This is a genomic window from Paenibacillus sp. JT22N1 (assembly GCF_059692155.1).
Genome location: NZ_JCAUAW010000027.1, coordinates 1 through 24,874 on the forward strand (window position 1 = coordinate 1; position 24,874 = coordinate 24,874).

General features: G+C 44.0%; 21 protein-coding genes and 1 pseudogene. 15 read left to right on the forward strand and 7 right to left on the reverse strand.

Translation table 11 applies throughout. The annotated features are described in order from the left end of the window. Positions 1-309: 309 nt before the first annotated feature. The 6 genes from AC58UU_RS34075 to AC58UU_RS34100 all read left to right on the forward strand — a co-directional run bounded on the left by AC58UU_RS34075 (position 310) and on the right by AC58UU_RS34100 (position 5,193). On the forward strand, positions 310-792 hold the full coding sequence (locus AC58UU_RS34075; RefSeq protein WP_497321962.1) for an NUDIX hydrolase: 483 nt from the start codon (positions 310-312) through the stop codon (positions 790-792). Between the two features lie 148 nt (positions 793-940). Beyond that, entirely contained in the window at positions 941-1,573 is a 633-nt protein-coding gene (locus AC58UU_RS34080; protein ID WP_497321963.1) for a hypothetical protein, read from the forward strand. An 83-nt stretch (positions 1,574-1,656) separates the two neighbouring features. Further along, a complete protein-coding gene (locus tag AC58UU_RS34085; RefSeq protein ID WP_497321964.1) occupies positions 1,657-2,643 on the forward strand; it encodes a hypothetical protein in 987 nt (328 codons plus the stop codon). A 496-nt stretch (positions 2,644-3,139) separates the two neighbouring features. Next, positions 3,140-3,286, forward strand: a complete 147-nt coding sequence (locus AC58UU_RS34090) for an ATP-binding protein (protein ID WP_497321965.1) — start codon at positions 3,140-3,142, stop codon at positions 3,284-3,286. A 66-nt stretch (positions 3,287-3,352) separates the two neighbouring features. Beyond that, positions 3,353-4,480 carry an ABC transporter permease gene (locus AC58UU_RS34095; RefSeq protein ID WP_497321966.1) on the forward strand — a complete coding sequence of 376 codons (1,128 nt, stop codon included), beginning with the start codon at positions 3,353-3,355 and terminating at the stop codon, positions 4,478-4,480. Next, a complete protein-coding gene (locus tag AC58UU_RS34100; protein WP_497321967.1) occupies positions 4,477-5,193 on the forward strand; it encodes an ABC transporter ATP-binding protein in 717 nt (238 codons plus the stop codon). Before AC58UU_RS34095 ends, AC58UU_RS34100 begins: the two co-directional genes overlap by 4 nt. Positions 5,194-5,340: 147 nt before the next feature. Here AC58UU_RS34100 and AC58UU_RS34105 read toward each other — a convergent pair whose 3' ends face one another. Beyond that, a complete protein-coding gene (locus AC58UU_RS34105; protein WP_497321968.1) occupies positions 5,341-5,775 on the reverse strand; it encodes a hypothetical protein in 435 nt (144 codons plus the stop codon). Then, a complete protein-coding gene (locus tag AC58UU_RS34110) occupies positions 5,756-6,229 on the reverse strand; it encodes a MerR family transcriptional regulator (protein WP_497321969.1) in 474 nt (157 codons plus the stop codon). The genes AC58UU_RS34105 and AC58UU_RS34110 overlap by 20 nt, the downstream gene beginning before the upstream one ends. A gap of 298 nt (positions 6,230-6,527) precedes the next feature. Here AC58UU_RS34110 and AC58UU_RS34115 point away from each other — a divergent pair, with 298 nt between their 5' ends. The 4 genes from AC58UU_RS34115 (at position 6,528) to AC58UU_RS34130 (ending at position 15,190) form a co-directional block, all read left to right on the forward strand. Then, on the forward strand, positions 6,528-6,941 hold the full coding sequence (locus tag AC58UU_RS34115) for a GNAT family N-acetyltransferase (RefSeq protein WP_497321970.1): 414 nt from the start codon (positions 6,528-6,530) through the stop codon (positions 6,939-6,941). A 1,453-nt stretch (positions 6,942-8,394) separates the two neighbouring features. Beyond that, positions 8,395-12,018 carry a DUF4855 domain-containing protein gene (locus AC58UU_RS34120; RefSeq protein ID WP_497321971.1) on the forward strand — a complete coding sequence of 1,208 codons (3,624 nt, stop codon included), beginning with the start codon at positions 8,395-8,397 and terminating at the stop codon, positions 12,016-12,018. A gap of 394 nt (positions 12,019-12,412) precedes the next feature. Then, positions 12,413-13,735, forward strand: a complete 1,323-nt coding sequence (locus AC58UU_RS34125) for a PASTA domain-containing protein (protein WP_497321972.1) — start codon at positions 12,413-12,415, stop codon at positions 13,733-13,735. A 381-nt stretch (positions 13,736-14,116) separates the two neighbouring features. Continuing rightward, positions 14,117-15,190: a YncE family protein gene (locus AC58UU_RS34130; RefSeq protein ID WP_497321973.1), complete on the forward strand. Its 1,074-nt coding sequence runs from the start codon at positions 14,117-14,119 to the stop codon at positions 15,188-15,190. Between the two features lie 225 nt (positions 15,191-15,415). On the opposite strand, the gene AC58UU_RS34135 is transcribed toward AC58UU_RS34130, so the two are convergent. Then, positions 15,416-15,775, reverse strand: coding sequence for a lamin tail domain-containing protein (locus AC58UU_RS34135; protein ID WP_497322030.1), 360 nt, complete (start codon positions 15,773-15,775; stop codon positions 15,416-15,418). Next, positions 15,770-16,432 (reverse strand): annotated as a pseudogene (locus tag AC58UU_RS34140) (DUF2278 family protein); the annotation flags it as partial. The pseudogene AC58UU_RS34140 and the gene AC58UU_RS34135, both read right to left, overlap by 6 nt. A 414-nt stretch (positions 16,433-16,846) precedes the next feature. Between AC58UU_RS34140 and AC58UU_RS34145 the strand changes: the two are divergent. From AC58UU_RS34145 to AC58UU_RS34155, 3 genes are all read left to right on the forward strand, one after another. After that, positions 16,847-17,278 (forward strand): hypothetical protein, encoded by a 432-nt coding sequence (locus AC58UU_RS34145; protein WP_497321974.1) that lies wholly within the window; start codon positions 16,847-16,849, stop codon positions 17,276-17,278. 164 nt (positions 17,279-17,442) lie between these two features. Then, positions 17,443-17,922, forward strand: a complete 480-nt coding sequence (locus AC58UU_RS34150; protein ID WP_497321975.1) for a MerR family transcriptional regulator — start codon at positions 17,443-17,445, stop codon at positions 17,920-17,922. 23 nt (positions 17,923-17,945) lie between these two features. Further along, positions 17,946-18,818 (forward strand): SRPBCC family protein, encoded by an 873-nt coding sequence (locus tag AC58UU_RS34155; RefSeq protein WP_497321976.1) that lies wholly within the window; start codon positions 17,946-17,948, stop codon positions 18,816-18,818. Positions 18,819-19,709: 891 nt separating this feature from the next. Here AC58UU_RS34155 and AC58UU_RS34160 read toward each other — a convergent pair. Beyond that, positions 19,710-20,249: a hypothetical protein gene (locus AC58UU_RS34160; protein WP_497321977.1), complete on the reverse strand. Its 540-nt coding sequence runs from the start codon at positions 20,247-20,249 to the stop codon at positions 19,710-19,712. Positions 20,250-20,387: 138 nt separating this feature from the next. Here AC58UU_RS34160 and AC58UU_RS34165 point away from each other — a divergent pair, with 138 nt between their 5' ends. Then, positions 20,388-20,897 (forward strand): MarR family winged helix-turn-helix transcriptional regulator, encoded by a 510-nt coding sequence (locus AC58UU_RS34165; RefSeq protein ID WP_497321978.1) that lies wholly within the window; start codon positions 20,388-20,390, stop codon positions 20,895-20,897. Between the two features lie 54 nt (positions 20,898-20,951). Further along, positions 20,952-21,773, forward strand: a complete 822-nt coding sequence (locus AC58UU_RS34170) for an alpha/beta fold hydrolase (RefSeq protein WP_497321979.1) — start codon at positions 20,952-20,954, stop codon at positions 21,771-21,773. Between the two features lie 167 nt (positions 21,774-21,940). Here AC58UU_RS34170 and AC58UU_RS34175 read toward each other — a convergent pair whose 3' ends face one another. Together AC58UU_RS34175 and AC58UU_RS34180 are read right to left on the reverse strand one after the other, a co-directional pair. Next, a complete protein-coding gene (locus tag AC58UU_RS34175) occupies positions 21,941-22,849 on the reverse strand; it encodes a DMT family transporter (protein WP_497321980.1) in 909 nt (302 codons plus the stop codon). 104 nt (positions 22,850-22,953) lie between these two features. Beyond that, positions 22,954-24,411 carry an aminotransferase-like domain-containing protein gene (locus AC58UU_RS34180; RefSeq protein WP_497321981.1) on the reverse strand — a complete coding sequence of 486 codons (1,458 nt, stop codon included), beginning with the start codon at positions 24,409-24,411 and terminating at the stop codon, positions 22,954-22,956. Between the last annotated feature and the right edge of the window lie 463 nt (positions 24,412-24,874).

The following is a 24,874-nucleotide window of genomic DNA, read 5'->3' on the forward strand; positions in this document are numbered from 1 at the left end:
GGGATGGTGAACCCCAAGGTAAGTGTGGAGTGTTACGTGCAGAAGAATATCCCTTGGAGAAATGTTCCAACACTTCTTCTGTTCCCGCATGCCCAAAATGGGAATAGCTACATCTGATGAGCGCTCTCCTGAACAACATCTGCAAACCAAGGTGTCAAAATCCTGCGAATGAGTGAGTATATGTGAGATAAACCCTTAAAACCGAGGGACGGGCAGTAGAGTTCACATGAAAAAGGCTTTCGTGATACAATTTGAAGTGGAATAATTATCCAAAATACGGTGCTATATTAAAATTTGGAGGTCATGAACATGGCAATGCCAACCCATATTGTAGCTGTAGGCGGTATCGTAGAAAATGAACTAGGACATGTTCTTTTAGTGAAGACACAGCATGGTGGGTGGGTATTTCCTGGTGGGCAAGTGGAAGTAGGTGAAAACCTAATGGATGCTTTGATAAGAGAAATAAAAGAGGAAAGTGGAATAGACGTGATTGTTTCTAACTTAATAGGAGTTTACTCAAATACAGGAATTTATAAATGGCATGACGGTGTAACTGATGTTCCAACTAAAGTTATGCTAGACTTTATATGCAAGCCCGTTGGTGGAGAATTGCGTACATCCGAGGAAACATCAGAAGTTCTATGGTTCGAGAAAGATAAAGTGCTCGATGTAGTCATAGCTCCAGCTATACGTACTCGCTATCAAGCCTTCTTGGATTTTGGCGGGAGTTCGTGTTATATGGAATATGTAACCAAACCTAATTTTGAAATAAAATTAAAACAGATTGTATAGTTTATTTAACATTCCATGTACCTACCGGAAAACATTATTGTAGTAGCTTGCATTGAAACAGCTCCTTTTTTTGATTTCATTGAACCAACGGGCAGGGTAGTTATAACTTAAATTGCGTGGTGAAAAACGCGAAACAAGGAGGGGGTTTATGGGTTCTCGGTTAATGCATTTAATAATTGGTGAGATGGTCGCTTCTAGCCTTGATGTAAAAAACAAGAGAGATTTTTTTATTGGTTCAATTGCTCCTGATGCTGCTTTCTCGTTTGAAAGGAAAGTTATTACTCATTATTTCGAAGGAGATGTAGACAAGAGAACTAGGCAGGTAAACTATCAAAGATACATTGATACATACTTATCAGGTGTAAAGGATGATTACTCATTAGGATATTTGATACATTTAATTTCCGATAACGTGTGGATGGAGTATATCTATTACCCATATGAATTGAAGCAGAAGCAAGACTTAGACCCGACATTTTTATCAAGATGGCATTCAGATTTTAGAAAAATGAATACAAAATTACTTTGCCATTATGATATGGGATACCTAAAAGATTGGTTAGAGATTGATGCTCTCCCGAGAGAAATAGATGATGTAACTCTAGACGACTTACAAAAATTTATTGAAGAGATGTACGGAGATTTTGAAATTATAGAAAAAAATAAGGATTGCGAGCTTGAAGTATATAATTTTGATGACATTATCGAGTACATAAACTTTTCGAAATCAAAAGCTATTGCTGTCATTGAAGAAATTACTTCTGATTCCACACACGATTAAGCTAATGAGAAACGATAGAACAATAACGACTGCTCCAATTTCGTCAAATTAAAAGGTTATCAGCTAAGGAGGTAATGATTAAATTGAATATGAAACGAAGCAAGCATGTGTATGCCTTTGTATTTGTATTTATGCTGGTAAATTTCATCGTTAGTTTACCGGCAAATGCTGCTCTGCTCGGTCCTATCATCCGCAAATTTAACCCACCCACACTTCCACCGGTAATCACATTGTTTGAACAGACGCCGCTTTACTCCACTCCCGACGATTCGCTTCATCCAACTGCGGAACTCAGTCCTCAAGATGTTGTTACGGTCGATGCAGAGCAGTCATGGTATGCCAAGCAACGCGGGGAAAAAGTATGGATAAAAATCAATACCACGTGGGCAGGTGATCTTTGGATGCACCTTGACTCCGACAAAATTGGCGTCGTAAAGATTGTCGATACCAACATTGCTCTCCTCTGGTCTGCATCTCTTTATACACAACCGTCTTTATCAACGATGACGGATGTCGTGCTTGCTCCGCAAACGGTTCATGCTAATGCCATATTCGAATCACCTGTAACTTATCTGGCTACCTCATATCGAATCGAGACATCGTGGCTAGGGGATATGTGGATTGTCTCCAATCTTCATATTCTGACGGATATGGAGGTCTTAAATCAGGACATGGACCTGCAAACAAAAACCCTATACATGGAGGAATATGATACAGCTAATCGCTTGCAGCGTCCCTCGGATGCCAAGCTGATTCCACCGCAAAAAGTATGTGCCTTGGAGAAAACGGAAAATGGTATCTATCATGTTCGGTCGCAAGATGGCAGTACGTTCTGGATCAATCCGGATTATGCGCAGCCATTAGGTGCGGAGAAATTCAATGAGAGCCTCAATCTTAAGAAAGAAACGATCCTCCATCTGTTTCCAACGATGCCTTTCCCAACTTTCGGCGTCCTCACTCCTCAAACAGTAACTGCCTTTGAAAAATGGACCGATCCGCAAGGAAAACGGTGGTATCATATTCATACTTGGGCTGGAGATATGTGGGTTCAAATTGACGAGCAGGAATAAATCAGGTTCTATTTGTGTTGCTGTTGAGATCGTTTCATTCGATAAGGCAAAGGTTGTTTGTTGAAGTAACGAAGAACTATAGTGCGGAGCTGCATTGAAGTAGCTCCTTTTTTAATTTCAATGAAGTAACTGGAGGGTAGTTGAGATTACATGCTTAGATCCCTATGAATATAGCTTCGGAGTGTATTTAGATTACTCGGATCCTTTGCAGCCAAAACTTATAGACCTATCTCAATTTCTGAGGCTTGGGAATAGTGCTCTTTTTACTAAATAGTGAGGTAACCGCGGAATCGGTGCTGCTATTGGCTTCCTATCACGTACTTTGAATCTACCAAATAGAAATCAAGTTTTTTTAAAACAAGCTCATCCTAAGGGTAAGCTTGTTTTCGTGTACTTTCATGTTTAAATCTAACTTTGACCATTCGGATTTAATACGGATACGGGCAATGGTATTGCCTTAGAGCATTTACCATTCTTGTTTGACTGATTCTATCGGGTGGATCGTTCACGTGAGCGTTCTTCCGGTCGAACAGGACTTGGACTAGCAATAGTAAAGAAAATTGTTGAAATCCATGGTGGTAACATCGAGGAGATCAGTTCGTCTGACGGAACACTCTTCACCGTGACGCTACCTCAACTGTAACCTGTTATTCATTTTCCGTTCATATTCGCTTCCTATACTTTAGTCATTACGAAGGAGGGAATCACAATGTATCTAGCAATTAGAGAAATGAGGTTTGCTAAGGCACGGTATTCGTTAATCGCTACGATTATGGTGCTTGTTGCATTTCTTGTTCTGTTTGTCACCGGGCTTGCACAGGGGCTTGCGTATGACAACGCTGCTTCTGTTAAGAATATGGCTGCAACACATTTTGTCTTAGGACAGGACTCTAATCACCGTTTCACCCGATCCCAGGTCGATCAGAATCAGTTTGAAAAGGCTGGCTTACTAGTAGGGAAAGAGAATGCAGAGCCACTTGGTCTGAAAATGACAACGGTTGTTCCATCAGGAGATACTGGGAAGATTGATGTTGCTTTGCTGGCCGTTAATCTCGAAAGCTGGCTGGCGCCAACAGTAACAGAAGGTTCACCCATCTCGGATCAGACAAAAGGACATGTTCTTGTTGATCAAAAGCTGTCTAATTCTGGAGTCAAAATTGGCTCAATCATTGTAGATCAAGCTTCGGGAACAAAATGGACTGTAAGTGGTTTTGTGAAAAATGAGTCATTCAGTCATGCTCCGGCTGTCTTTCTAAATAAGCAGGACTGGCTTAATCTTCAAGCGCAGACACTTACACGTCAAGGAACTGAATCAGTAGCAGACAGTAAAGTTTACAATGCAATCGCCATTAAAGCCTCAAAAGAAAAAGTTAAGGAGCTTCAGTCCGCGCTGCCCAATACGGAAGTGATAACGAAGTCTGAGGCAGTATCTGGGATTCCTGGTTACAAAGAAGAGCAAGGCTCGCTTATGATGATGATTGTATTCTTATTTGTAATCTCTGCCTTTGTACTGGCTGTATTCTTTTATGTCATCACGATTCAGAAAACTAGTCAATTTGGTATATTGAAAGCCATCGGTACACGTACTGCCTATCTAGCTAGAAGTGTGACGCTGCAGGTGTTGGTCTTATCGGTCGGCAGTTTGGTCCTTAGCGTCCTGTTGGTTCAATTGTTTGAGGCCGTATTGCCAAGTTCCATGCCATTTCAATTAGGCTTTTCCACTTTGGCACTTACTTGCCTGTCCTTTATAACAATGTCTTTGGCCGGTTCGCTATTTTCGGTGTGGAAAGTCGCCAAAATTGATGCTTTGGATGCGATTGGGAGGACAGCAGCATGAAAAACAGACTTGTATTACAGGAGATTACACGGACTTTTGAGGATGGCGGTATGGAAAGAACGATTTTGGATAAGTTAAACCTTGAGGTGGCCGAAGGTGAACTAGTCGCGGTAATGGGCCCTTCAGGCTCGGGCAAAAGTACATTTCTGTCCATAGCAGGAGCACTTCTTGAACCTACGAGTGGGCATGTTCTACTCGATGGAGAATCCATTATCGGTAAAGACAAGCAAGCACTTTCTGATCTACGACTTCAAAAAATCGGATTTATTTTTCAAAGTGCCAACTTGATTCCGTACTTGAAAGTTGAAGAACAACTGGTTTTGGTAACCAAGCTTGCAGGGATGGAAAAGGCGAAGGCAACCAAACGAGCAAAAGAGTTACTCGATAAGATGGGATTGTCTCATCGACGAACCGCATATCCTGAGAAACTCTCAGGAGGGGAGCGTCAACGGGTAGCTATCGCAAGAGCCTTAATGAATGACCCAGCTGTCCTATTCGCAGATGAACCAACAGCAAGCTTAGATGCCTCACGAGGGCACGATATAGTGAGTATGATCGCGAAGCAAGTAAAGGATCAGCGAAAGAGCGCGGTTATGGTTACGCATGATGAACGAGTACTGCCGCTTTGTGATCGAGTGCTTTTTCTTGAGAATGGAAAACTAATCGAAAAACAAAAAATAAGTGCCCCAAATCCACATTTCAGTGTAGTTTGACGAGTGGTGGTAGTACAATAATAGCAGCGGTAGTCTAAGACTTATTTTTGAGTCCTAGTCCGCCGCTGTTTCTTTTGTGGGGTCCAGATTGCTTAGAGTAAGGAAAAAACCAATCCAGACATGATCAATGCTTAGCGTATATCTCTGTTACTGTGGTTGCTGACCATCGTATTGCTTTTTCTTCATTCTTGTGCCTAGTATGATGAGGGCGACATAGATCACGATAGCAATCGAATCTATAAGCGTATTCGTAAGCCCCGATACGTCAAGCAATGCCGTTACACCAAGAATAACTATCAGTCGGACGATCAGGATCGCCGCGATCAGCCATGCTGCAAACCGGAACTTTGATCGTTCGATTTGGAATGACATGAAAATGAAAGCGATGCCGAAGACCAGATTTTCCGCCGTGATGATGTGCCAGACATACGTGAATACTGTCCGGGTACCCACGGATATCGCCTCAATGTTGAGCGTCGGCAGCACAGAGGATTGCCCGTTCCATGCGTGCGTGACGGCAAACAGCATCGCAAGGACGCCTGCAATCAGATAATAAAAATTCCTAACCTTGATGTTTACCACAACCTTCCTTGGAAATTCCTGGTTCCTTCTTTTGGATATCCTTGTAAATCTCTCCGACGATCTCTGCTAGATGTTGGTCACTTTCGTTATTAAAGTCCCTTAGCGTTTCGGCTGCGACGTCGAGCAGCAAACTGACCTTTTCCAGATGAGCAATCTTTTTGCGCGTTTCTGCGTTCTTGGCATCGAGGAACGCGGCGACCTCTTCGCAGTAAGCGGGGTCGATTTTTTCCATCTTGCGGAAACCAAACTTCCCCCTAATTTCGTCAAGAGAAAAGTCTGCGTACTGCATAATCTGAATATTCATCAAGTCGATGAGGTCGTCATTTGAATACCTGCGGTACCGATTGTCTTCTCGGGACGGCGAGACGATCCCTATCCGGTCATAATACCGAAGAGTATCCTTCGGCATCCCAAGTATCCGCGAAACCTCTTGTATTGAATAACGTTTTTCCATGAAATCAGAATATCATTAGAGTTGACTCCAATGTCAAGTTATATTTCGTTTTTTTCGCAAAAAAGTTTATGAAACGAATTCTAAGAAGACAGCCGTCAGTGCAAAGTCTGTTTGCACACAACAGTGACAACCTGAAGCGCTATTTACAAACGGTGATCGGACATCTAAGGCCCCAGAGTAACGGAAAACGATAGTTAAACATCAGAAGGGATGCTGTGTAGCAGTCTTTCACTCTATTAACTGGCAGTTCACAAAAGATGGATTAGTTGATTACTGTGCCATCAAGGGAGGGGATAAGATGAAGATAGATGTTGCAACTGATTCAGACTATGGATACATACGAGAACGTGACCATCATATTTTAGAGAACTTAATATTGCCAAAAATAAAGAAAAATGAAATATATATACTACGGAACCAAGATGAAAGTAATATTGGATGGATGAGGTACGGATATTTCTGGGATAACACACCCTTCATGAATATGATTTGGGTCGACGAACAATATCGAGGCAAGGGTATAGGCAAGCAAGTTGTCCTCTTATGGGAAGATGAAATGAAACGAAATGGCTTTAAATTGGTTATGACGTCTACTCAGGCTAGTGAAGAGGCACAGCACTTCTACAGAAATTTAGGATATCGGGATGCGGGATGTTTATTACTTGAAAATGAGCCGATGGAAATCATTCTGACAAAAAAATTAATTTCGTAATTTAAGTGACCTAGAAGCGGATGAAGCTGAACGAGTTCTCAATAATATCCGTCTGCAAAAGAAAGGATTCGCTAGTAAACGCTCTATGGATTATCTTGCAGTTTCTCGAAATAATGGCTAGGGAATTGTTTATATTAAAAGGTGGGAATCCAACGCGAAATTATCCCCATTAAGCCGTATCGAGGTCAGGTCTACACCATGGATGAGATCTATCATGTAATAAATGAATACGGATTACCACAAGAGTGGAATTCAGAGGGAAATAAAGGACCAGAGCGATATTTCGGATGACAATCCTTTGAAGGGTTATTGTACAAACGAGAAACTATAGTGCAGAGGAGCTTGCTTTGAAGCAGCTCCCTTTTGATTGCATTGAAGTAAAGGGTAGGATTGCTTAATAAACAGGGAAATTAAACTGAATGAAATATCCATATAAAACACCAAATATGGAAAATTAATGAATATTTATGTTATCCTAAATTAATAACCGAATAAACTGCAAAGGAGATGCTTTTATCTTTACAAATCCATATAAAAATAGGAACCGCGTTCTTCTTGGTTTAGAGCTCCTTATATCCTTATTTACTGTTATATATGTAATTGTTTCTTCAACTGGAATCAGAGAGTTTAACTTCTCTTGGTTTTTCTTGTTAACTGCAACGATTTTCCTTGTAAGGTTGATTGATACAAAAGATAAAAGCAACATTATCAATGTTACTATCTATGTAGTAGGTGCCATTTTCATCATTTTAAAAAAATAAAATCGGAGACTCTTCATTAAAGGAGCTTGCCTTATCAGCTCCTATTCTATTTTTTAATAATAGGAATTTTTTGAACAAATGTCCTTCTAGCATTGAGCTAACGAAGAACGATAATTGAATTAGCAGTCATATTAGCGGCAGTCTAGGACATTATTTTCATGTCCTAGTCCGTCGCTTTTTCTTTTTTTCGGGTTAGTCTAAAACTATATTTTCATAGAACATTAGTATACAAAAAAGGTACCCACAGCCCAAACCTTTTTTAAAAGATACACTTTACAGATAAGCCCGGTAATTATTTTATACCCGCAGCATGTATGACGGATGTTATTTATGATACGAAGCGAAGCTTCCCCCTGGAAATCGGGTTCGGGCTCCTACAAGAAGTAGAAGCCTTAGGTAGCGATCGAAAGTTGTATGAGAGAAGCCGTGTACCCGTCGGCTTTTTCTGACGTGTGGCGATGGTAAGAGCTGCTTATTCAAAGGGGCAATGTAAACAAATGTATACGACAAGTAATAACTAGTCTCTTTGCATCACGAGACAAGTTTCTTAATGTAATAGGTACAGACACTGCTATTAGCTTATACTGTGATTTTGTTACGGAAAGGAGGAAGGTTCACCGTAATAAGTTTAAAACGAACAACTAGTTAATGAGGTTTAATGGTTATTTACTCATGAAGGGAGCAAGGATAATATGAGGATAAAAAAGAAATGGGCAGCCTTGACCGTCTTAGCGGCTATGTTATTGTCCGTGGTACCGGTAGCACAAGCGGAACAAGGACAGCCCGCACCTGTAATTCGGAATCTTGCGCTGGGTCTGGATTATAAGTGGTCGGAAGAGCCGGAATCAATCCATCCTGATGGCAGCAAAAAGCTTACGGATGGAATCCATGGTCTACTAAATATGTCAGATCCGGCATGGGTAGGACATGTGAAGAAAATGACCCGCGAAGTTGTTTTCGACCTGGGCGAGCCTAAATCGATTTCGAAAATCAATGCACGGTTTATGCAGGACTGGCCAACGAATGAGGCTCTTGTTCCTTTAACGGTTTCGATGTACGTCTCTGACGATAATGTGAATTGGGGATTGCTTTCACACAATGCAACGCAGCTTTTGTGGGGAGACGGACCGCCAAGAGACGAGACGTATACGTGGGATGGCAGCAGTGACGGCATTAAAAGCAAACCGGGCGCACAGTTGGCTTATGCACGGTTTGTGAAAGTGACCTTCTCCATGCACACAAGAGCGTGGACGTTGATTGATGAGGTCGAGATCATGGGTGCGGATGGAAAGCTTGCCGGAGCGGAAGTTGTTCCTGCTGAACCCGTGGGTTATTTACAGGCTGGAGAAGCAACAGGAGGAATTCGCAATCTCGGATTGTTCTATAACGGTCATTATCCAGGAGGAAAAGGCGACTGGAGCAAAGAAAAAATTATTCCTAACATTAGCTACGTAAACAAGTCCGGCGAGCCTGTGGATTGGCTGTTTGACGGTGTTCTTTATTTGGGATTGAGTACGCCGGAAGGTCATGGCTTTAATGGAAGCGCTAACATGAGTGACTGGACCTGGTATTTGAACAAGACTTTTGCAACCAATGGCGATATGGATCAGTTGAATGCCGCAACGCTTGAGGTTGGCACGAAATTAAATCAGACTGGGCATAAAACCAAAGTCGTCCTGATGATTCCGGATCCAGGAGAGTATATGAACAACTTTGGTGATGTTGATGGCAATGGCGTAGTTGAAAATTTTAGCGTTTCGGATGTAGGAAGAGATAAAGCGCTTGAGAACAGAGCAAAGGCTGTACAGTGGTATGTAGATCAGGCGCAGCAAAAATGGGCAGCAAAAAATTATTCAAACCTTGAACTCGCCGGCATGTACTGGTTAGAGGAGCAGATCAGCACATCCTCTACTGGTCCTGATACTGTTAAGCTGGCTAGTGATATTGTTCATGCCAAAAATTTGAAGTTCTTTTGGATTCCGCACTCTCTGGCTTACAAAGCCTATATGTGGAAGGATGTAGGGTTTGATGCTGTAGCGTTCCAGCCTAACTATTTCTTCGAGGAGTTGGGGTACGACAAGCTTAAAGACGCTTCCAATATTGCCAAACGATACGGAATGACGAATGAGCTTGAATTCGATGATCGTATGGTGAACGATGGCGTATTCCGCGAACGCTTTGTTGATTATTTGAACAGCGGTGTTGAGACGGGGCTTATGCAACCGAGCATTTTTAAAGCGTATTACCAAGGAAACAATGCTGTATATGATACTGCAGTTAGCACGACTCCTTCAACGCGTGTGATGTACGACTGGCTGTATCAGTTTGTAAAAGGCACTTATCAAGTCCATAACGAGGCTCCGCCTGAGGTTGAAGTCAAAATGAACGGACAAGCGCTGAAAAGCGGTGTCGTTGTACCGGATACGGAGAAAGTTCAATTCACATGGGCTATCAAGAATGATAATGGAAGCGGTCTCGCTCAAGTAACAGCTAAATTCGACGGCAAGCCATATACGGCAGGAACGGAGATTGGCCTTGCAGGCAAAGCAGGCAAGCATGAGCTAGCAATCACTGTAGCTGCAGCCAAAACAAAGACGACTACTTATGTGATCCAAGCAGGCATGAATGCTTCCAGCATGATCAAGCTAGTTCAAGATTTCAAGGCAAATAATCAAATCTCGAACGCTGATGGCGCTCGCGCACTGAACAATCATTTGGAAATGATGAAGCGCTTTGAAGGAAAAGATGCAGCCGAAGTAACGAAATATCTCAAAGGCTTCAATGCAACGCTGGACCTTCTCAAGAAAGATCAAGGCATTTCGGTCGGGGCCTACAATACGCTGAAGGAAGGCGTATACTTCCTGGTTGGAAGTCTGGCACAGGACAAGGCCGCCGAAGCATCCTCGGTAGAAGGCAGCAGTTCGAATTTAGCCCCAGGCAAAGCTGTTGACGGTTTCCCTGCCACACGCTGGGCGAGTAATACGGTTGATGATACATGGTTCCAGGTCGATCTTGGCGAAGTGACCGAGATGGATACGGTAAGAATCGACTGGGAATACGCTCGTGCAAAAACCTACAAGCTGCTTGTATCCGACGATAAGCAAAATTGGAAGAGCGTTATCCGAGAGAATAACGGGATCATCACAGCGCAGGACGGCAAAAATACGATTCTATTTGAGCCGGTTAAGGCAAGATATATCAAGTTCCAAGGCATCAAAAGAGAGACTGACTATGGATATTCCTTCTATGAATTCGGCGTATACAATCTTGCGAAGAAAGTAACGATCCAAACCATTGATGGACTTAAAGCGGCGGTAGATGTACCAACCAAAAAAGTAACCATTCAAGGATTGGCTATGAATGGTAAACTTACGGATGTGAATGTGAAAGTACTTGATCCTCATGGCAAGGTTCAATACGAAGGCAAGACAACCGTTACGGAGGCGGGCGACTTACAGATTGCATTTACGCTTACCGGCAATGTTGAAGGAATCTATGAAGCTCAGCTGGCAACGAACGCTATGATCGAACCGGTAAAAGTTGCGTTCGAGTACAAGAAAGCGCCTGGCGGTGACCAAACTCCTCCGGTCACAATGGCTATTGTCTCTCCGGAACAGCCGAACGGACAGAATGGCTGGTATAAGCAGCCGGTAACGGTAAGTTTAACGGCTCAGGATGTGGCGTCAAGCGTAACGGAAACAGTATACAGCCTAGATGGTGGAACGGCATGGAGGGTATATACGGCACCTATCATCTTTGATAAGGACGGCAAGTACAGCGTTAGCTACAGATCGACAGATCGTGAAGGAAATGCGGAAGTGCCCAAAATGATTAGCTTTAACATCGACGGTACCGCTCCCGTCATTGCTGTTGCCGCACCGAACGAAGGAAAGTACTCAAGCGCTGAGGATTTAACACCGCAGTTTACGGCGATCGACATTATATCAGGTATTGACGCAACAAAAACAGTTGCGATGTTGGACGGGAAGCTGGTGCAGACTGGAAGGGCGATTGACTTGTACGCATTGGAACTCGGAACACATGAATTTACGGTTACGGCCAGCGATTTGGCAGGCAACAAGACAAGTAGAACGGTTCGGTTTCAAACCGCTGCAAGCCTTGAGAGCTTAAAGCTACTTGTGAAACGGTTCAAAATCAGCGGTTGGATCTACAATAAAGGGATAGAAACAAGCTTGCTTAAAAAGCTCGATGCAGGAAACGTAAAAAGCTTCATTCATGAAGTGGAGGCGCAAGCTGGTAAGCATATATCGAACGAGGCAGCAAAAGTTCTGCTTCGCGATGCCCAGACACTGTAAAAAGCATATAACTTGACTGAAAAGCAGGCCTACTTCAAACTAAGGGGTCTGCTTTTCAACCTGTGTCGTTCATCGATCGATATTCAAACATAATTTGAAATTCTACTGGATGCATTTTTATAGGAAATAAAGGATAGAAATTCAAGATGGTTTTAAGGAGGAGAAAATGAAAAGGAAATCTTCTTTTTCAAGGGGACGTCCCCTTTTCCATAGATTAGGTCTAACGCTGAGATATCCAAAGCTATCAAACACCTCATTGCATGACAAACCAAGAATTTGAAGGAAAATGGAGTAAAATAAAGAAATACACTGCCGTTTTTTGGGAATTACAACCAGTAGTGACGTAAAATTTGGATGATAAGCGAATAACTATGCGTATAAGGGGGGGACGCCCATGGGTATCATTGGAAACCGCTATATGCTCAATCAACCGATCAAGAGGATGGCGAACGGGTTGTGGTTAAGAGGGATGGATCTGACCTTCAAACGCGATGTTCTTTTATATACTTGCCAAGAGACAGACGAATCAGCGCATCAGGAAACCTTGCGATGGATGAGAAAAGCATCCCAGATGTCCGACGAGCATTTCATGCATATGCTGGACGCAGGTTCAGAAGACGGAACGTTGTTTGCTATTCTTCAAGCGTTAACGGGAAGTCCATTGTCCGATCGACTGAGCGATTTGGAGATAACGGGTCATAAGGCGCTCACGTATGTGTACGAGCTGGCCAAGGGCATTCGAGAAACTCGCCTCAATCGACTGCTGGAATGTTCGGTTGACGCGGAAAATCTATGGATTGAAGATAATGGCCGGTTGCGGATCATGAATTATTGGACGGAAGGGAAGAACGGAAGACGCGGTGTGCCGGGGCTGGCTCTACTTCTGTACCAGCTGTGTGCCAAAACGGATATCCCGACATCCTCTATTAGTGCATACTCATTCGATCTGAATCGGTCGTTTGCGGATTTCTCGGATGTAACTCGGGAACGTGCCGTAGATTTGGCCTGCAAGGCGTATGAAGGGACATGCACGCTTGCTGATTTTCAACAGGAACTGGAAGTACTGCTCGGAATCAATGGCGAGAGGAAGACGCAACTTCTTACATCTGCATTACCGGCTAACGATATGAAGTCGTCAAGCGAACGGAAGCGGAAATCCGCCAAGCTCAGGGAGCTTCAGGCGCGCATAAGTACGGCTACTGACCGCAAAATGACGGAACTCAGCGAGCTGTTCCGCGAATCGTTCCAGCTGCGCAAGTGGCGTCTGCTTTCTACGGCCGTCTTCGGTGTGCTCGTTCTACTGCTCTGGCTGTCACTGCGTCCGCACCCGGACCTTGTGAACGGTTCTAAGCCGCAGACAATTCCGACGCCCGCTTCTACAGAGGTATCAATGAATCGTAACGAGACATCTAAGCCTGGAGCATCGGCATCCGGGATGCCGGCTCAAACGGGCGCGCCGACTCAGACGCCTATTGGCGCCGATGTTCAGCCGGCAGTCGATGGCGAGGTACAATCTAAGGCAGGCGTCGTTCCTGATTTGGTCACTCATACAAGGGAGGATGCCGAGAAGATGGCAATTGCCTCCGGGCTTCGATACCAGTTTTTCCTGGAGTCGAATGTCGCCGTTAAGGGGGTCGTGTTTAAGCAAGACCTAACGCCCGGAAATGCCGTCAAAAATGGCGACCGCATCACGTTTTGGGTGAGCAAAGGGAATTAAATAGGAGGCGGTTGTAGTTTCTTCGAGTGTTGCTCCTAAACGAAGAAAGTTGGTAGCAAAATTATCTCTAAATTGACTAATTCAAAAGAATAAATTACAGCCTTCTTTCTTCATCTCCGAGCACTGAGGAAGTTGCCGCCGCATCGGATGAATTATCCAACATCTCCAATCATTCTGCGGAACGTATTTTTTATAACATTGCCGTCTCGATGAAAGAGCAGCAGTAATATTAAAGTCCATTCCTCCACGAAACAAGAACTCGAAATTTGGGCGGACTTTCGTGTGCCTCGGACTTCTTGTGGATACGTTGCTATACAGTTCCCTTTCAGAACAGTATGAATATACTGAGTGAAGTATCGGCCTACTGGAAGGGGAAACAGCATGAAGCGAAAATCTTGGCATGTCTTGAAGCCTCGAGTCAATACGCAAATACCCCGCATAATTGCAACTATTCCTGTAAAAAGCCCAGTCTCCAACATCGTCATTAATCCGGTGACGAACCGCGTGTACTTTTTACAAGGCGACAACGATTTGAGTGTTCTGGATGGTAACACAAACAAAATCATAGCAACATTGAAAACGGGACAATTGCCTTACCAAATGGCAGTCAATACGAGAACGAACCGTATTTATCTTGTTAACTTCTTTGATGGTACCGTTTCTGTTATTAACGGCCGCACGAACCGGATCATCACAACTGTTAAAGTGGGAGAACGCTGCGATGAAATCGCACTTAATTCCCGAACGAATCTGATCTATATAGCGACAATATCCTTATCGTCTAACAAGGCCAATGTTGCTGTTCTGAACGGGAGTACCAACAAGATCCAACAGAGAATCCCTTTTATTGGACGTCCCTCACAAATTTCAATTGATGAAAGAACGAACCGAATTTATGTGACGAACACCAGTAAAGATACAGTATCAGTTATTGACGGAAGTACGAATAACATTCTGACATCTGTCAAAGTGGGGCGAAATCCAGTCATAACTCCGGCCTTAAATACGAGGAAAAACCGACTTTATATTGCTAACAACCTAAGCAGATTCTGTTCCGTATTGGACCTGCGAACGAATCAAATTCACAATATTCAGCTCGGCAGACTTCAAAGTGAAATTACACTTAACCCTGTGACGAACCGAATCTATGTCTCAAGCGCACAAATATCAATAAAGGGGCGGATGTTTGTCATTGATGGCAGATTGGATCGTGTGATCAGAACGTTAACTATTCCTTCTTCAACAAATATGCTGATCAACCCGCGTACGAACCATTTATTCATTTCGGAGTTTCGGGAGACCGGAGCAGCTCCACTTAATGTCTATAACGGCAGCGCTCTGAATCGTATCGCAATTCTTCGCCTCACCAAGAGATCAGGTGCCACCGTGCTTAACCCGCGAACAAGCCGAATCTATTCAGGCGGGGAAACTAACATTACCGTCATTCAGGATTAGGTCCATCACTTTTTATTTTGCATGGTCATCATATGGAGAAAGGAATGGATAAATGCATTTGAGTCTCCATGGTCTATATTTGAGAAAGTTTGATTACAAATCAAGTTTCCCGTACAGAGCTATTGCGAACACTCGGTAGCTTTTTATAACAAAAAAATCCACAAAAAAATAAAGAACCGTCTTCCAAACTATTAATTGGAAGGCGGTTCTTCTATTTGTATGAATTCAAAAGAGTATAGTCCAGCCTGGTTTCACTTGCTGCTTCGTATATGAGACTCCGGCGACTTTTAGGCCGCTACGGTTGAGTAGAGTAATAATATCACCATTGTCTCGGAAGAATGCAGGTTCAGCTACTGGGATGGACATAAACTGTCCGGGTTCGATGATGCCATGAATCTTGTACTTTTGCTTAGCCTTGTTTGCGATTACCCACCCTGTCAAGTCTACGGCCCGATTGGAAGCATTTAGCAGCGTGACCGTTTCGTAACTGCCGTCTTCAGTCAGCACGACGACTCCTGCGATTCGAATGCTGCCGCCTTCCACCTGAACCGGCGTTGTGTCGGTATTAGGTACTGGTTCCTCCACGGGGCTAGTGATTGCGTGTCCCGAATTATCGTCCGTGTGCCATGACTGGGACTGAAAGGCGAGGAATACGGCGATCCACCGATCTTCCGACGGGAAGTGAATTAGCAGACCCCCGTCCTGGTAGACACCGTCGTCTTTCGTAAATGTGCCGCTGTTACCTTGATTCATATGAATATCGTGAATGCCATTGCCGGGTTTGAATCCAAAAATTTTGTCGGGCTTGCCTTGTTCAGGACCCCATCTTTCGCCAAAAGCGTACAGCACGGCATCCTCTGTTTCCATGGCGCGTCTGATGTAGAAGTCAAGCTTCTCGTTCAGATCGTTGTCTCTTCCCGGTATGTTGAAGGCAAGCGGTACCATGTCGCGCCGATCGAACAGATTGCTACGAATATAATCGAGTGCCTGTCCGTCAGGCTTGCTTGCCAATGGCGAAAAACCAAATGGCATAGCAGACAAATCGGCCGTCGTGACATGCTGAAAATGTTCAATCGTACAGTACAACAACTCGGACGGGCTCATCTGCGATTTGACATTAATCGCTATGCGGAAGTGCTCGTTATTTGCGATAGCGTGCACCTGGTAATGCGGGTTCTCGTTTGTGCCGAGACGCCGGTCGTGTGCTTTGCATTTGAGCAATCCGTAGGGATGGATGGGCATAATATTCCTCCTTCAATCCGGACTCGAAAATGTCCGTTGTTCACTCAATTAACCTTTCCACATAAGGGGAATAATTCCTCTTTCTATCGTTGTAACTTTTTGTAAACCAGAGGATCTTGGTCGGTTCTTATGGTTATCCTTTAGCCGGTGGCATGTGCCGAGTGATAAGTATAGGGAGTACCGGGAGCTTTTTCTGTCAACTTACATAAAGGGAATGAGACATGCAGGGTGGCATGGTGACGAGACGCTTCCTCGTTTCGGCTGTCTGGCCTCCTTTGCCTTACGTTGTGTGTGGGAAGTACCGAAACTACTACAAACCTGAGCGATTGCTGATAAACTTGAAGTAAACGCGCAACCATTTTTAAATAAATCCGTTTAATTTTTATACAGGTTTTGGAATTAGAGGGGAGAAAAATGCGTCTTACAATAAGTTCACTTTTTGTTTTTTTAATTTCGTTTAATTTATTGATCGGTATTGTCTCCGCTGACTGGGCAAATATGTTTGTTGTCAACAACGGACAAATATACGTTATTTCAGAAGAATATATAGATTCAAAACAAATTGGTAAGAAAATAGGCAAGGTAACAAAATATTACGATAGGGAAGGCACCTACTCTGGAAACTTTTCCAATCGATATCCTGAGGGAACGGAATACTACGAAATAAATGGGATTAATAATGCAATTGCCATTAAAGATGACCAGGGCGTGTATATCAAAGCAACTTTTGGCGGTAAATATGCAGGGAACAGGTATAATTTGAGAGACTATTTACCGTATGTTTTCGGTGTTATCCTAGTGTTTATTACTGGTTATTTTATAAAAAAGAAAATTATCAGTAACTAGTTTCACTAAACACTTATAATGCAGAAAAATGCCCAAAAGACCCATTACGCTACGCAGAACGATAAAATGTAAATGTTTCCTTTTAAACCTCTTGCACCTTACGTAACGTTACGTTTTATACTAAAGATACCGGTAACAGCTAGCGCCAAAGAAAGGAGTGGATTATGCAACAAAATTGGAAAGTGGGGGATCTTGCCAAATTGACCGGACTTACAGTCCGTACTTTGCGGTTTTACGATCAGATTGGCTTATTTTCTCCCTCAGGATATTCTAAAACCGGTCATCGGTTGTATAACGAAGCCGATATTAGACGGCTGCAACAAATCTTGTCTCTTAAAGAGTTGGGCTTATCACTTGAAGAAATTCAGGCGGTGCTGAAAGGTCATACGTATAGCCCCTCCGACATCGTGGCTATTCAGATTGAACGGATCCGGAAAAATATTAAAACCCAACAGAAGCTTCTGGCCGAACTCGAACGCGTGACCGAACGAATGAAACATCAGGTGCCGCCTTCAATTGATGCATTTATTTCAGTTCTAGAAACGATGAAGATGAGCCACGAAAAGTATATCATTGAACATCGGTTGAACTGGGAACGCAGTTTCGATCAACTTGGCGATTTTCTAAATGATAATTTGACATGATTTCTCTAGAGGAGGATTTACTTATGAACCAACGATTTACGACTCACTCTACATTCAAAATTGAGCGCATTTACCGTACCTCTCAGGAACGGTTGTTTGCAGCATGGTCGGACCGGAGCGCCAAAGCACGCTGGTTCCAGGCTGCCGAGGTATTCGACTTCCGTGTCGGTGGACGAGAATTGAGCAGTGGTGGCCCCCCAGGAGGTCCTGTGTATACATTTGAGGCCTTTTATCAGGAAATCGTGCCCAATGAACGTCTGGTATACACATATAGTTTGGACAAAGGAGAAGCCCGGATATCGGTTTCCATCGCGACCATTGAATTAAAGCCGACCAGCGATGGCATTAAACTGATATTTACAGAACAGGGTACGTTTTTTGACGGCCACGATACGCCGGAACAACGTGAGCAAGGAACTAAGGAAATGCTGGACCTTCTCGGAAAATCCCTTGGGGAAAGTAACGCAGACAACTTCGAAATCGTATCTCGTCGCAAGTTGGATGCCCCTAGAAATTTGGTGTACCGGGCTTGGACGGAGCCGGAACTCCTAGCCCAGTGGTGGGGACCTAATGGTTTCACGAATTCTTTCCACACTTTCGATTTAAGACCCGGAGGCGTCTGGGAATATACAATGCATGGCCCTAACGGAACCGACTATCCGAACCGAAGCGTTTTTCATGAAATCGGGCCCGAATGTATTGTGCTGAGGCACGAAACCAGACCTAACTTTATTCTGACTGCTAAATTCGAGGACGCTGACGGTGGAACAGAGATCACTTTCCGGCAGACTTTCGAAACTGAGGATGAATACACCAAGCTCAAACCGATTTGCGAAGAAGCGAATGAACAAAATTTAGACAGGCTCAGATCGATTATGAAGAGGATTTCAGAATAGGTTTGAGAAACTCCCATACATCTGATGCTCCTACCTGCCCATCATTCTAACTGAGAACTGTAGCTAAAAAGGATGCGGCTGCCGGCATTAACGGTGGCCGCGTTACGCTAACGGAAACTATAGTTGAATAACAAAAGGTCAGTTTGCTTCAGCAGACTGACCTTTTATTATTACGTTTATTCTTCTTAGTGATAACTATATTCTATGTTTATGAGTATGGTATTGGAATTATCTTTTACTAAGAAATTGACAATTTGCCTTAACGTACCTTTCTCCAATGGTGCTTAATACATATTCTTCATCATGAGATTGAATTATTACATTCTCACCTATAAGTTCACCTTGTAAAAAGATCGAGATTGGCTGTTGAAATACACGCATATGTTCAAAGTCTGAAGGTTCTATTAGTTGACGTTGGGATTCAAATATATAAAACAGGAAATCAACCTGTTTGGAAGAAATGGTCTGAATTTACTCCAACAATCAAAGATTATTTTATTGAAGAAGCATTACATTCAATAATAAATGAATTAGTAGTTAGTACGGAGTGTACAAATATCAAAATCTGATCAATATCAAAAATCACATCAGAGTCGGCAGTGGGTTTTTTTCTTTTCCAAAAAAAGGGGGAATGGAGTCGACATTTTATCGGAACATTTTCTTGACACTCGAATACTGTCGGAGAACAAGAACATATATCTATTACTGTAGATTTGAAGACGAACGTAGTCAATTGCCGAACTCCTAGTGTCTCTCCGGCCTAGCTTCATTTGACGGACGACTGTGGGGCAGTGCGCAAGCCAGCACTCACTGCTATGATTATGCTATTTGATGATGTAAAACCTTGTCTAACTTTATGGGGTCACTTCAAATAGGAGTGGCTTTTTTATATCACAGGGCTATAGTGAATATGGCGTTATATCTCGCCCCGTTGGGCAGCTGAACGACGGCAGCGAACCCGAATTGGTCTATGATCACAGAAATGAACTTCGAGGATTTGGACACGCTGCGGAGGGCACGAAGGATAGCGGCTTCATTATTCTGGCGAAACAGAGACAGGATTCGGAGGCGAAACGATTGGCATGAACGGAGCTTCGCAATAATAGGCAGCATGGTCTTGGCTACCTGGCGGACTTCGTTCGTACGCAGCACTTTTCCGGGGCGGAAGATACCGAAACCGAAAATTTGCGCCGGGTTGCTGAAATTGAAGTCCGATCCGAACCCTGAACCGATGCTTACAGCCGCCCCTGGCACCACACGGCGAATCAGCTTTACGGCTAAGTCCATATTACGTGATTCAATAGCTTGAACCAATCGGGTTGCATAGATGGGATTGGTTACGATTCTATAAAATAAAGGGAAATTTCGTTTTGCGGACAGCCCAAGCCTCTTCTCGCTAACCCCATTGTTTTGAGAACGACGTTTTTGCAAGGTAGATTCCTCCAATATAAGTATGATCTCTATATTATATTAAGGCTGGAATCATTTGCGCCGGATAGAAGCCTGTTTTCCTGTAAAGTACAATAGTAGTCTATGGGGGCGGCAAACTTTTAAGTGAATGGGCTGAAAATGGCGATGGTTTTTCATCAGTATCCCACCGCGGGAAGCGTACAAAGTACGTTTGACATTAGTTTGATATCAAACTATAATGTGATTATGCAAAGTAGAGATGCCATTTCATTAATTTCCAAAATTAGAGAGAAAGTTAATCGGTTTATTGTAGCAGAGATGGTGAAGTATGGGATAGACGGTATTGGCACTTCGCATGGTGATATCATCTATGAGCTATTTAAGAAGACCAGACTCACTATGGCGGACATTTCTAAAGGAATTAATAAAGATAAATCTACAGTCACAGCACTTGTTGACAAGTTGGTCCGGCTTGGATATGTGACAAAGGAAAGGGACAGAGAGGATACGAGGGTTGTTTATGTTGCTTTAACCCATAAGGGGAGTGAACTGAAACCGATCTTTGAATCAATATCTAAAGAAATGTTAGACGTGTTTTACTTAAACATCTCTGAAAAAGAAAAAGAAGATCTGCTTAACGTTTTAAAAAAGATTTATAACAACTTTTAAATTTTTTTAAATAAATAGTTTGATATCAAATTAAATGATGAGGAGGAAATAATCGTGAAAGATTTTACGAAAGAATTGCCCGATCATACGGAGAAATACATTGGGGAAAACGATTTATTTTTAGAGATATTCGAGGGGGAAAACCTCCCGAAAGCAACTAAAAAAAAGCCTCCTTTGCTTTTTGTACACGGTAGCTACTCAGGAAGTTGGATGTGGAGCAAATACATTCCTCACTTTATCAGTGAAGGGTGGGAATGCTATGTCATGAACTTGAGAAGTCACTACAAAAGCAGGCTGCTGGATATGACTAAAATAACTTTCGAGGATTATTTGGAGGATATTAAAGAGGTTATCGCTGAATGTGGTGTTTCGCCGATTCTTATCGGATTTAGCATGGGAGGGATCTTGAGCCAGAAGTTGGCTGAAACCGTCGAGATCGCAGGGTTGGTGTTGATTGATTCAGTAATAAGCAGAGAAGTTCATGAAGTAGTACCATACAAACAATTAGCCCAGATGGCACCTGGTATCATATTGCCTGCCCCAGCCCGTGAAGAGCTTTCAAGCATAGATGAAACGGCAGATGACATTGAATTTCAAAGAAAGTATCTGACAATGGAGTCATCAAATGCATTTAGCGCTTTTTCTTTTTCAATCGAAACAAAGGGTATATCAATAGACAGCAGTTTAATTTCTTGCCCGTGCTTGGTTATCAAAGCAGTAAACTGTGATGATGACGACCGTCGGGGTAGGGTGACAGCGGAGCACCTCCGTGCTGCATATAAAGGGCTTTGGAACACAACTCATACCGGCGTGCTCGTAGGACAGAGATATATGGAAACAGTAGATACAATCATGGACTGGTTAAAAAGATTTTAAAATAGACGCCAGGCTATAGTGGAGGAGCTGCTTTGAAGCGGCTCCTTTTTGATTTCGTTGAAGTAAACGGGCAGTTTAACGCAAATAACTGTAATGAATGACTGATACAATAGGAAATAATTCGATGACAATGGAAAATATACTGGTTAGTGTAACATTTCATAAATTCACTTATTATAGCTCTGCGATATCGGAGTTGACGGTGAAAACTTTTTTGCTGCAAACCGCCGTGCGATCGCCACGCACAGTACGACGGCGATATTCACTGCAACGATAGTCCAACTGACTGACTCGTGCAGAACGAGAGACGCAAGCAGCAGGCCGAAAAAAGGCTGGAGGAGTTGTAACTGTCCGACCGCCGCTATGCCGCCCTGGGCAAGACCACGATACCAGAACACAAAGCCGATGAGCATGCTGAAAAGGGAGACATAAGCAAGGCTGAAGAGAGCGGAACGACCGATACCCGCCCACGAGTCCGGCATGTAATAAAACGAGAGCAGTGACATAACGGGAAGCGACAGAACGAGCGCCCAGGAGATCACTTGCCAGCCCCCTAGCTTCCGTGAGAGCCGCGCCCCTTCCGCATAACCGAGACCGCACACGATGATAGCAGCCAGCATGAACGCATCGCCGACCGGCGAAGATGTAAATCCCTGGGTTAGGGCGAATCCTGCCACAAGGGAGCTGCCTATAACTGAGAAGATCCAAAAAGTTGGTTGGGGGCGTTCACCATCGCGCAGTACGCCGAAGATCGCCGTCGCAAGCGGCAGAAGTCCAATGAAGATAATGGCATGCGCGGATGTGATATACTGAAGCGCCAAGGCTGTCAGCAGCGGGAAACCCACTACCACGCCGAGTGCTACCACCAGTAGCGGAAATAGGTCGCTTCGGACAGGCCGTTGTTGCCGGAAGACGAGGAGAAGCGCTCCCGCAAGCACGCCTGCGATTGCGGCGCGGCATACGGTGAGGAACAACGGATCAAAATCCACCACAGCCACGCGTGTTGCGGGTAGCGAGCCGCTGAAGATGAGTACGCCTAGGAAACCATTGATCCAGCCGCTTGTCGTTTTTTTCATTACAATCACCTCAAAATATTATTTCATACGAAAATGTACTCGACACTTTAAAGTAACATCGATACGTCTCCCATAATGACGCCAACTTTCATGTGCGCACCTCGTTATCTCATAAGTTGTTTGGCCGTCTGGCCGATAATTTCAAGCCCTTTGCCGATATCATCATCCGGCACTCTCGAGAATCCAAGCCGCATCGTATGCCTTCCTCCACCGTCTGTGTAAAACATATCGCCAGGCGTAAAAATTACCCCTTGGCTGGAACACGCGTTAAGCAATGCCGTCGTATCGAAACACTCATCGAATTCGACAAACAGATGCAGACCTCCGTCTCCCGATAGTCTTTTATAAGGGAGGTGCATTTCGCAGCAATGCTTCGTCCACTCGTATTTTCGTTTATATTCGGCACGGACTTTTTTTAAATATTTCTCCAGATTGCCGTTATGGAGATATTGAAAGAGCACCGATTGATCAAGCGTCGATGTGTGAATGCTACGAGCCCGTTTGATGCTTTCCAGGCAATCGATCAGCCGGCGGTCCGCCAGCACCCAGCCAACCCGGAGGCCAGGGAAGAGCACTTTGGAGAAGCTGCCGATATAAATAACTCCATTGCTCTGTCCGGCCGTTGCGATTAATGGAGACACATGCGAACCTGAATAACGCAATTCTTCGTTGAAGCCGTCTTCGATGACCGGGATTCGGTGACGGGCCATGAGCTGCATGATCGCCAGTCTTTTCTCAGGGGACGTTACGATGCCAGTAGGATTGTGGTAGGACGGGATAAAATATGCGCAATCGTAAGCCTGTTCCGTCAATGCACGTTCTAGCTCGGTCAGATTGATGCCGTCACGCTCCATCGGAATGCCAGTAATGTCGAAGCCGTTTAGTTTCAAGTTTTTGATGGCTGTGTAATGGGTCGGGTTTTCGCAAATGACCGATCCGCCGTCTTTCCTACGAAGGGCGGACATAACGATATCGAACGCTTCCGTGAAGCCGCTCGTTATCAGCATATCTTTCCCGCTAAGATCGACGCCCTTTTGCTCCATATATTTCAGCAAATAATCGATAAGCGGTTTATAACCTTTCGCGTAGCCGTAATTCAGCAGTACGCCCCCCTCCATCGCTATTCGGTCTAGAAAAGCGCGCTTTACATTGACCAGATCGAACAACTTCTCGTCGGGCGCAATGCTGGTAAAGGAAATGACGCTTTTATCTGCGCGAATGCCGCGTTTCATCCGGTCCAGCTCCACTGCTTGCCGCGCATATCCGTTTATACGCGATTGCCAATCGATTTCGCAGGATGGGGCGGCTGCGCCCGGGGGAGCGGAAACTGCAGCAACATAGCTGCCTTTCCCTTGAACTGCATAGACGAAGCCGTCCCCCTCCAGCTCGGCGTAGGCGGAAATAACGGTGTTACGGCTGACGGCGAGCAGTAAGCCGAGCTCGCGGGTGGAGGGAAGCTTCTGATCGGCTTGCAGGGATCCTTTTATAATCAGACGTTTCAAGTAATCTCTCACCTGGATATAGACCGGTCGGTCATCCGTGAGCTTGAAGTCATTAAACATGTTCATCACCCCTATATTCATGATGGCACAGATGGGGAGGGAAAAGAAAGAACCACGCCCCGGTTTTTTTTGTCGGGGTGTGGTTTGAAGGCATACCTTATTTGAGACCTGAAATCCAACTTCTCCATAAAGCAGGTGCTTTGCAAATACGGGAAAAGGATATCAATGATTTCCACAAAATGCTTCCATCACTTCTACCACAAGAAAATACATGGTTGAAATCTGCTTTTAACCGGCAATTTCCAAAGGGTCATGCCTGGGTCAAATTTAAATGAATTATCCAACCTTAACTGGTTCTTGCTCAACTAACGGATAACGATAATGGAGGAGGTAGCCTTATTGGCAGAGCTCCTTTTTGTGATTTGCGACCCTTAATAGGTGTTTCTCCCGAAGGTTATAGGGACAGCCTGGTGCTGTTCCCTATTGTTCGAGCGTGTAAGGCGACATCTTGAGTCGGATCAAC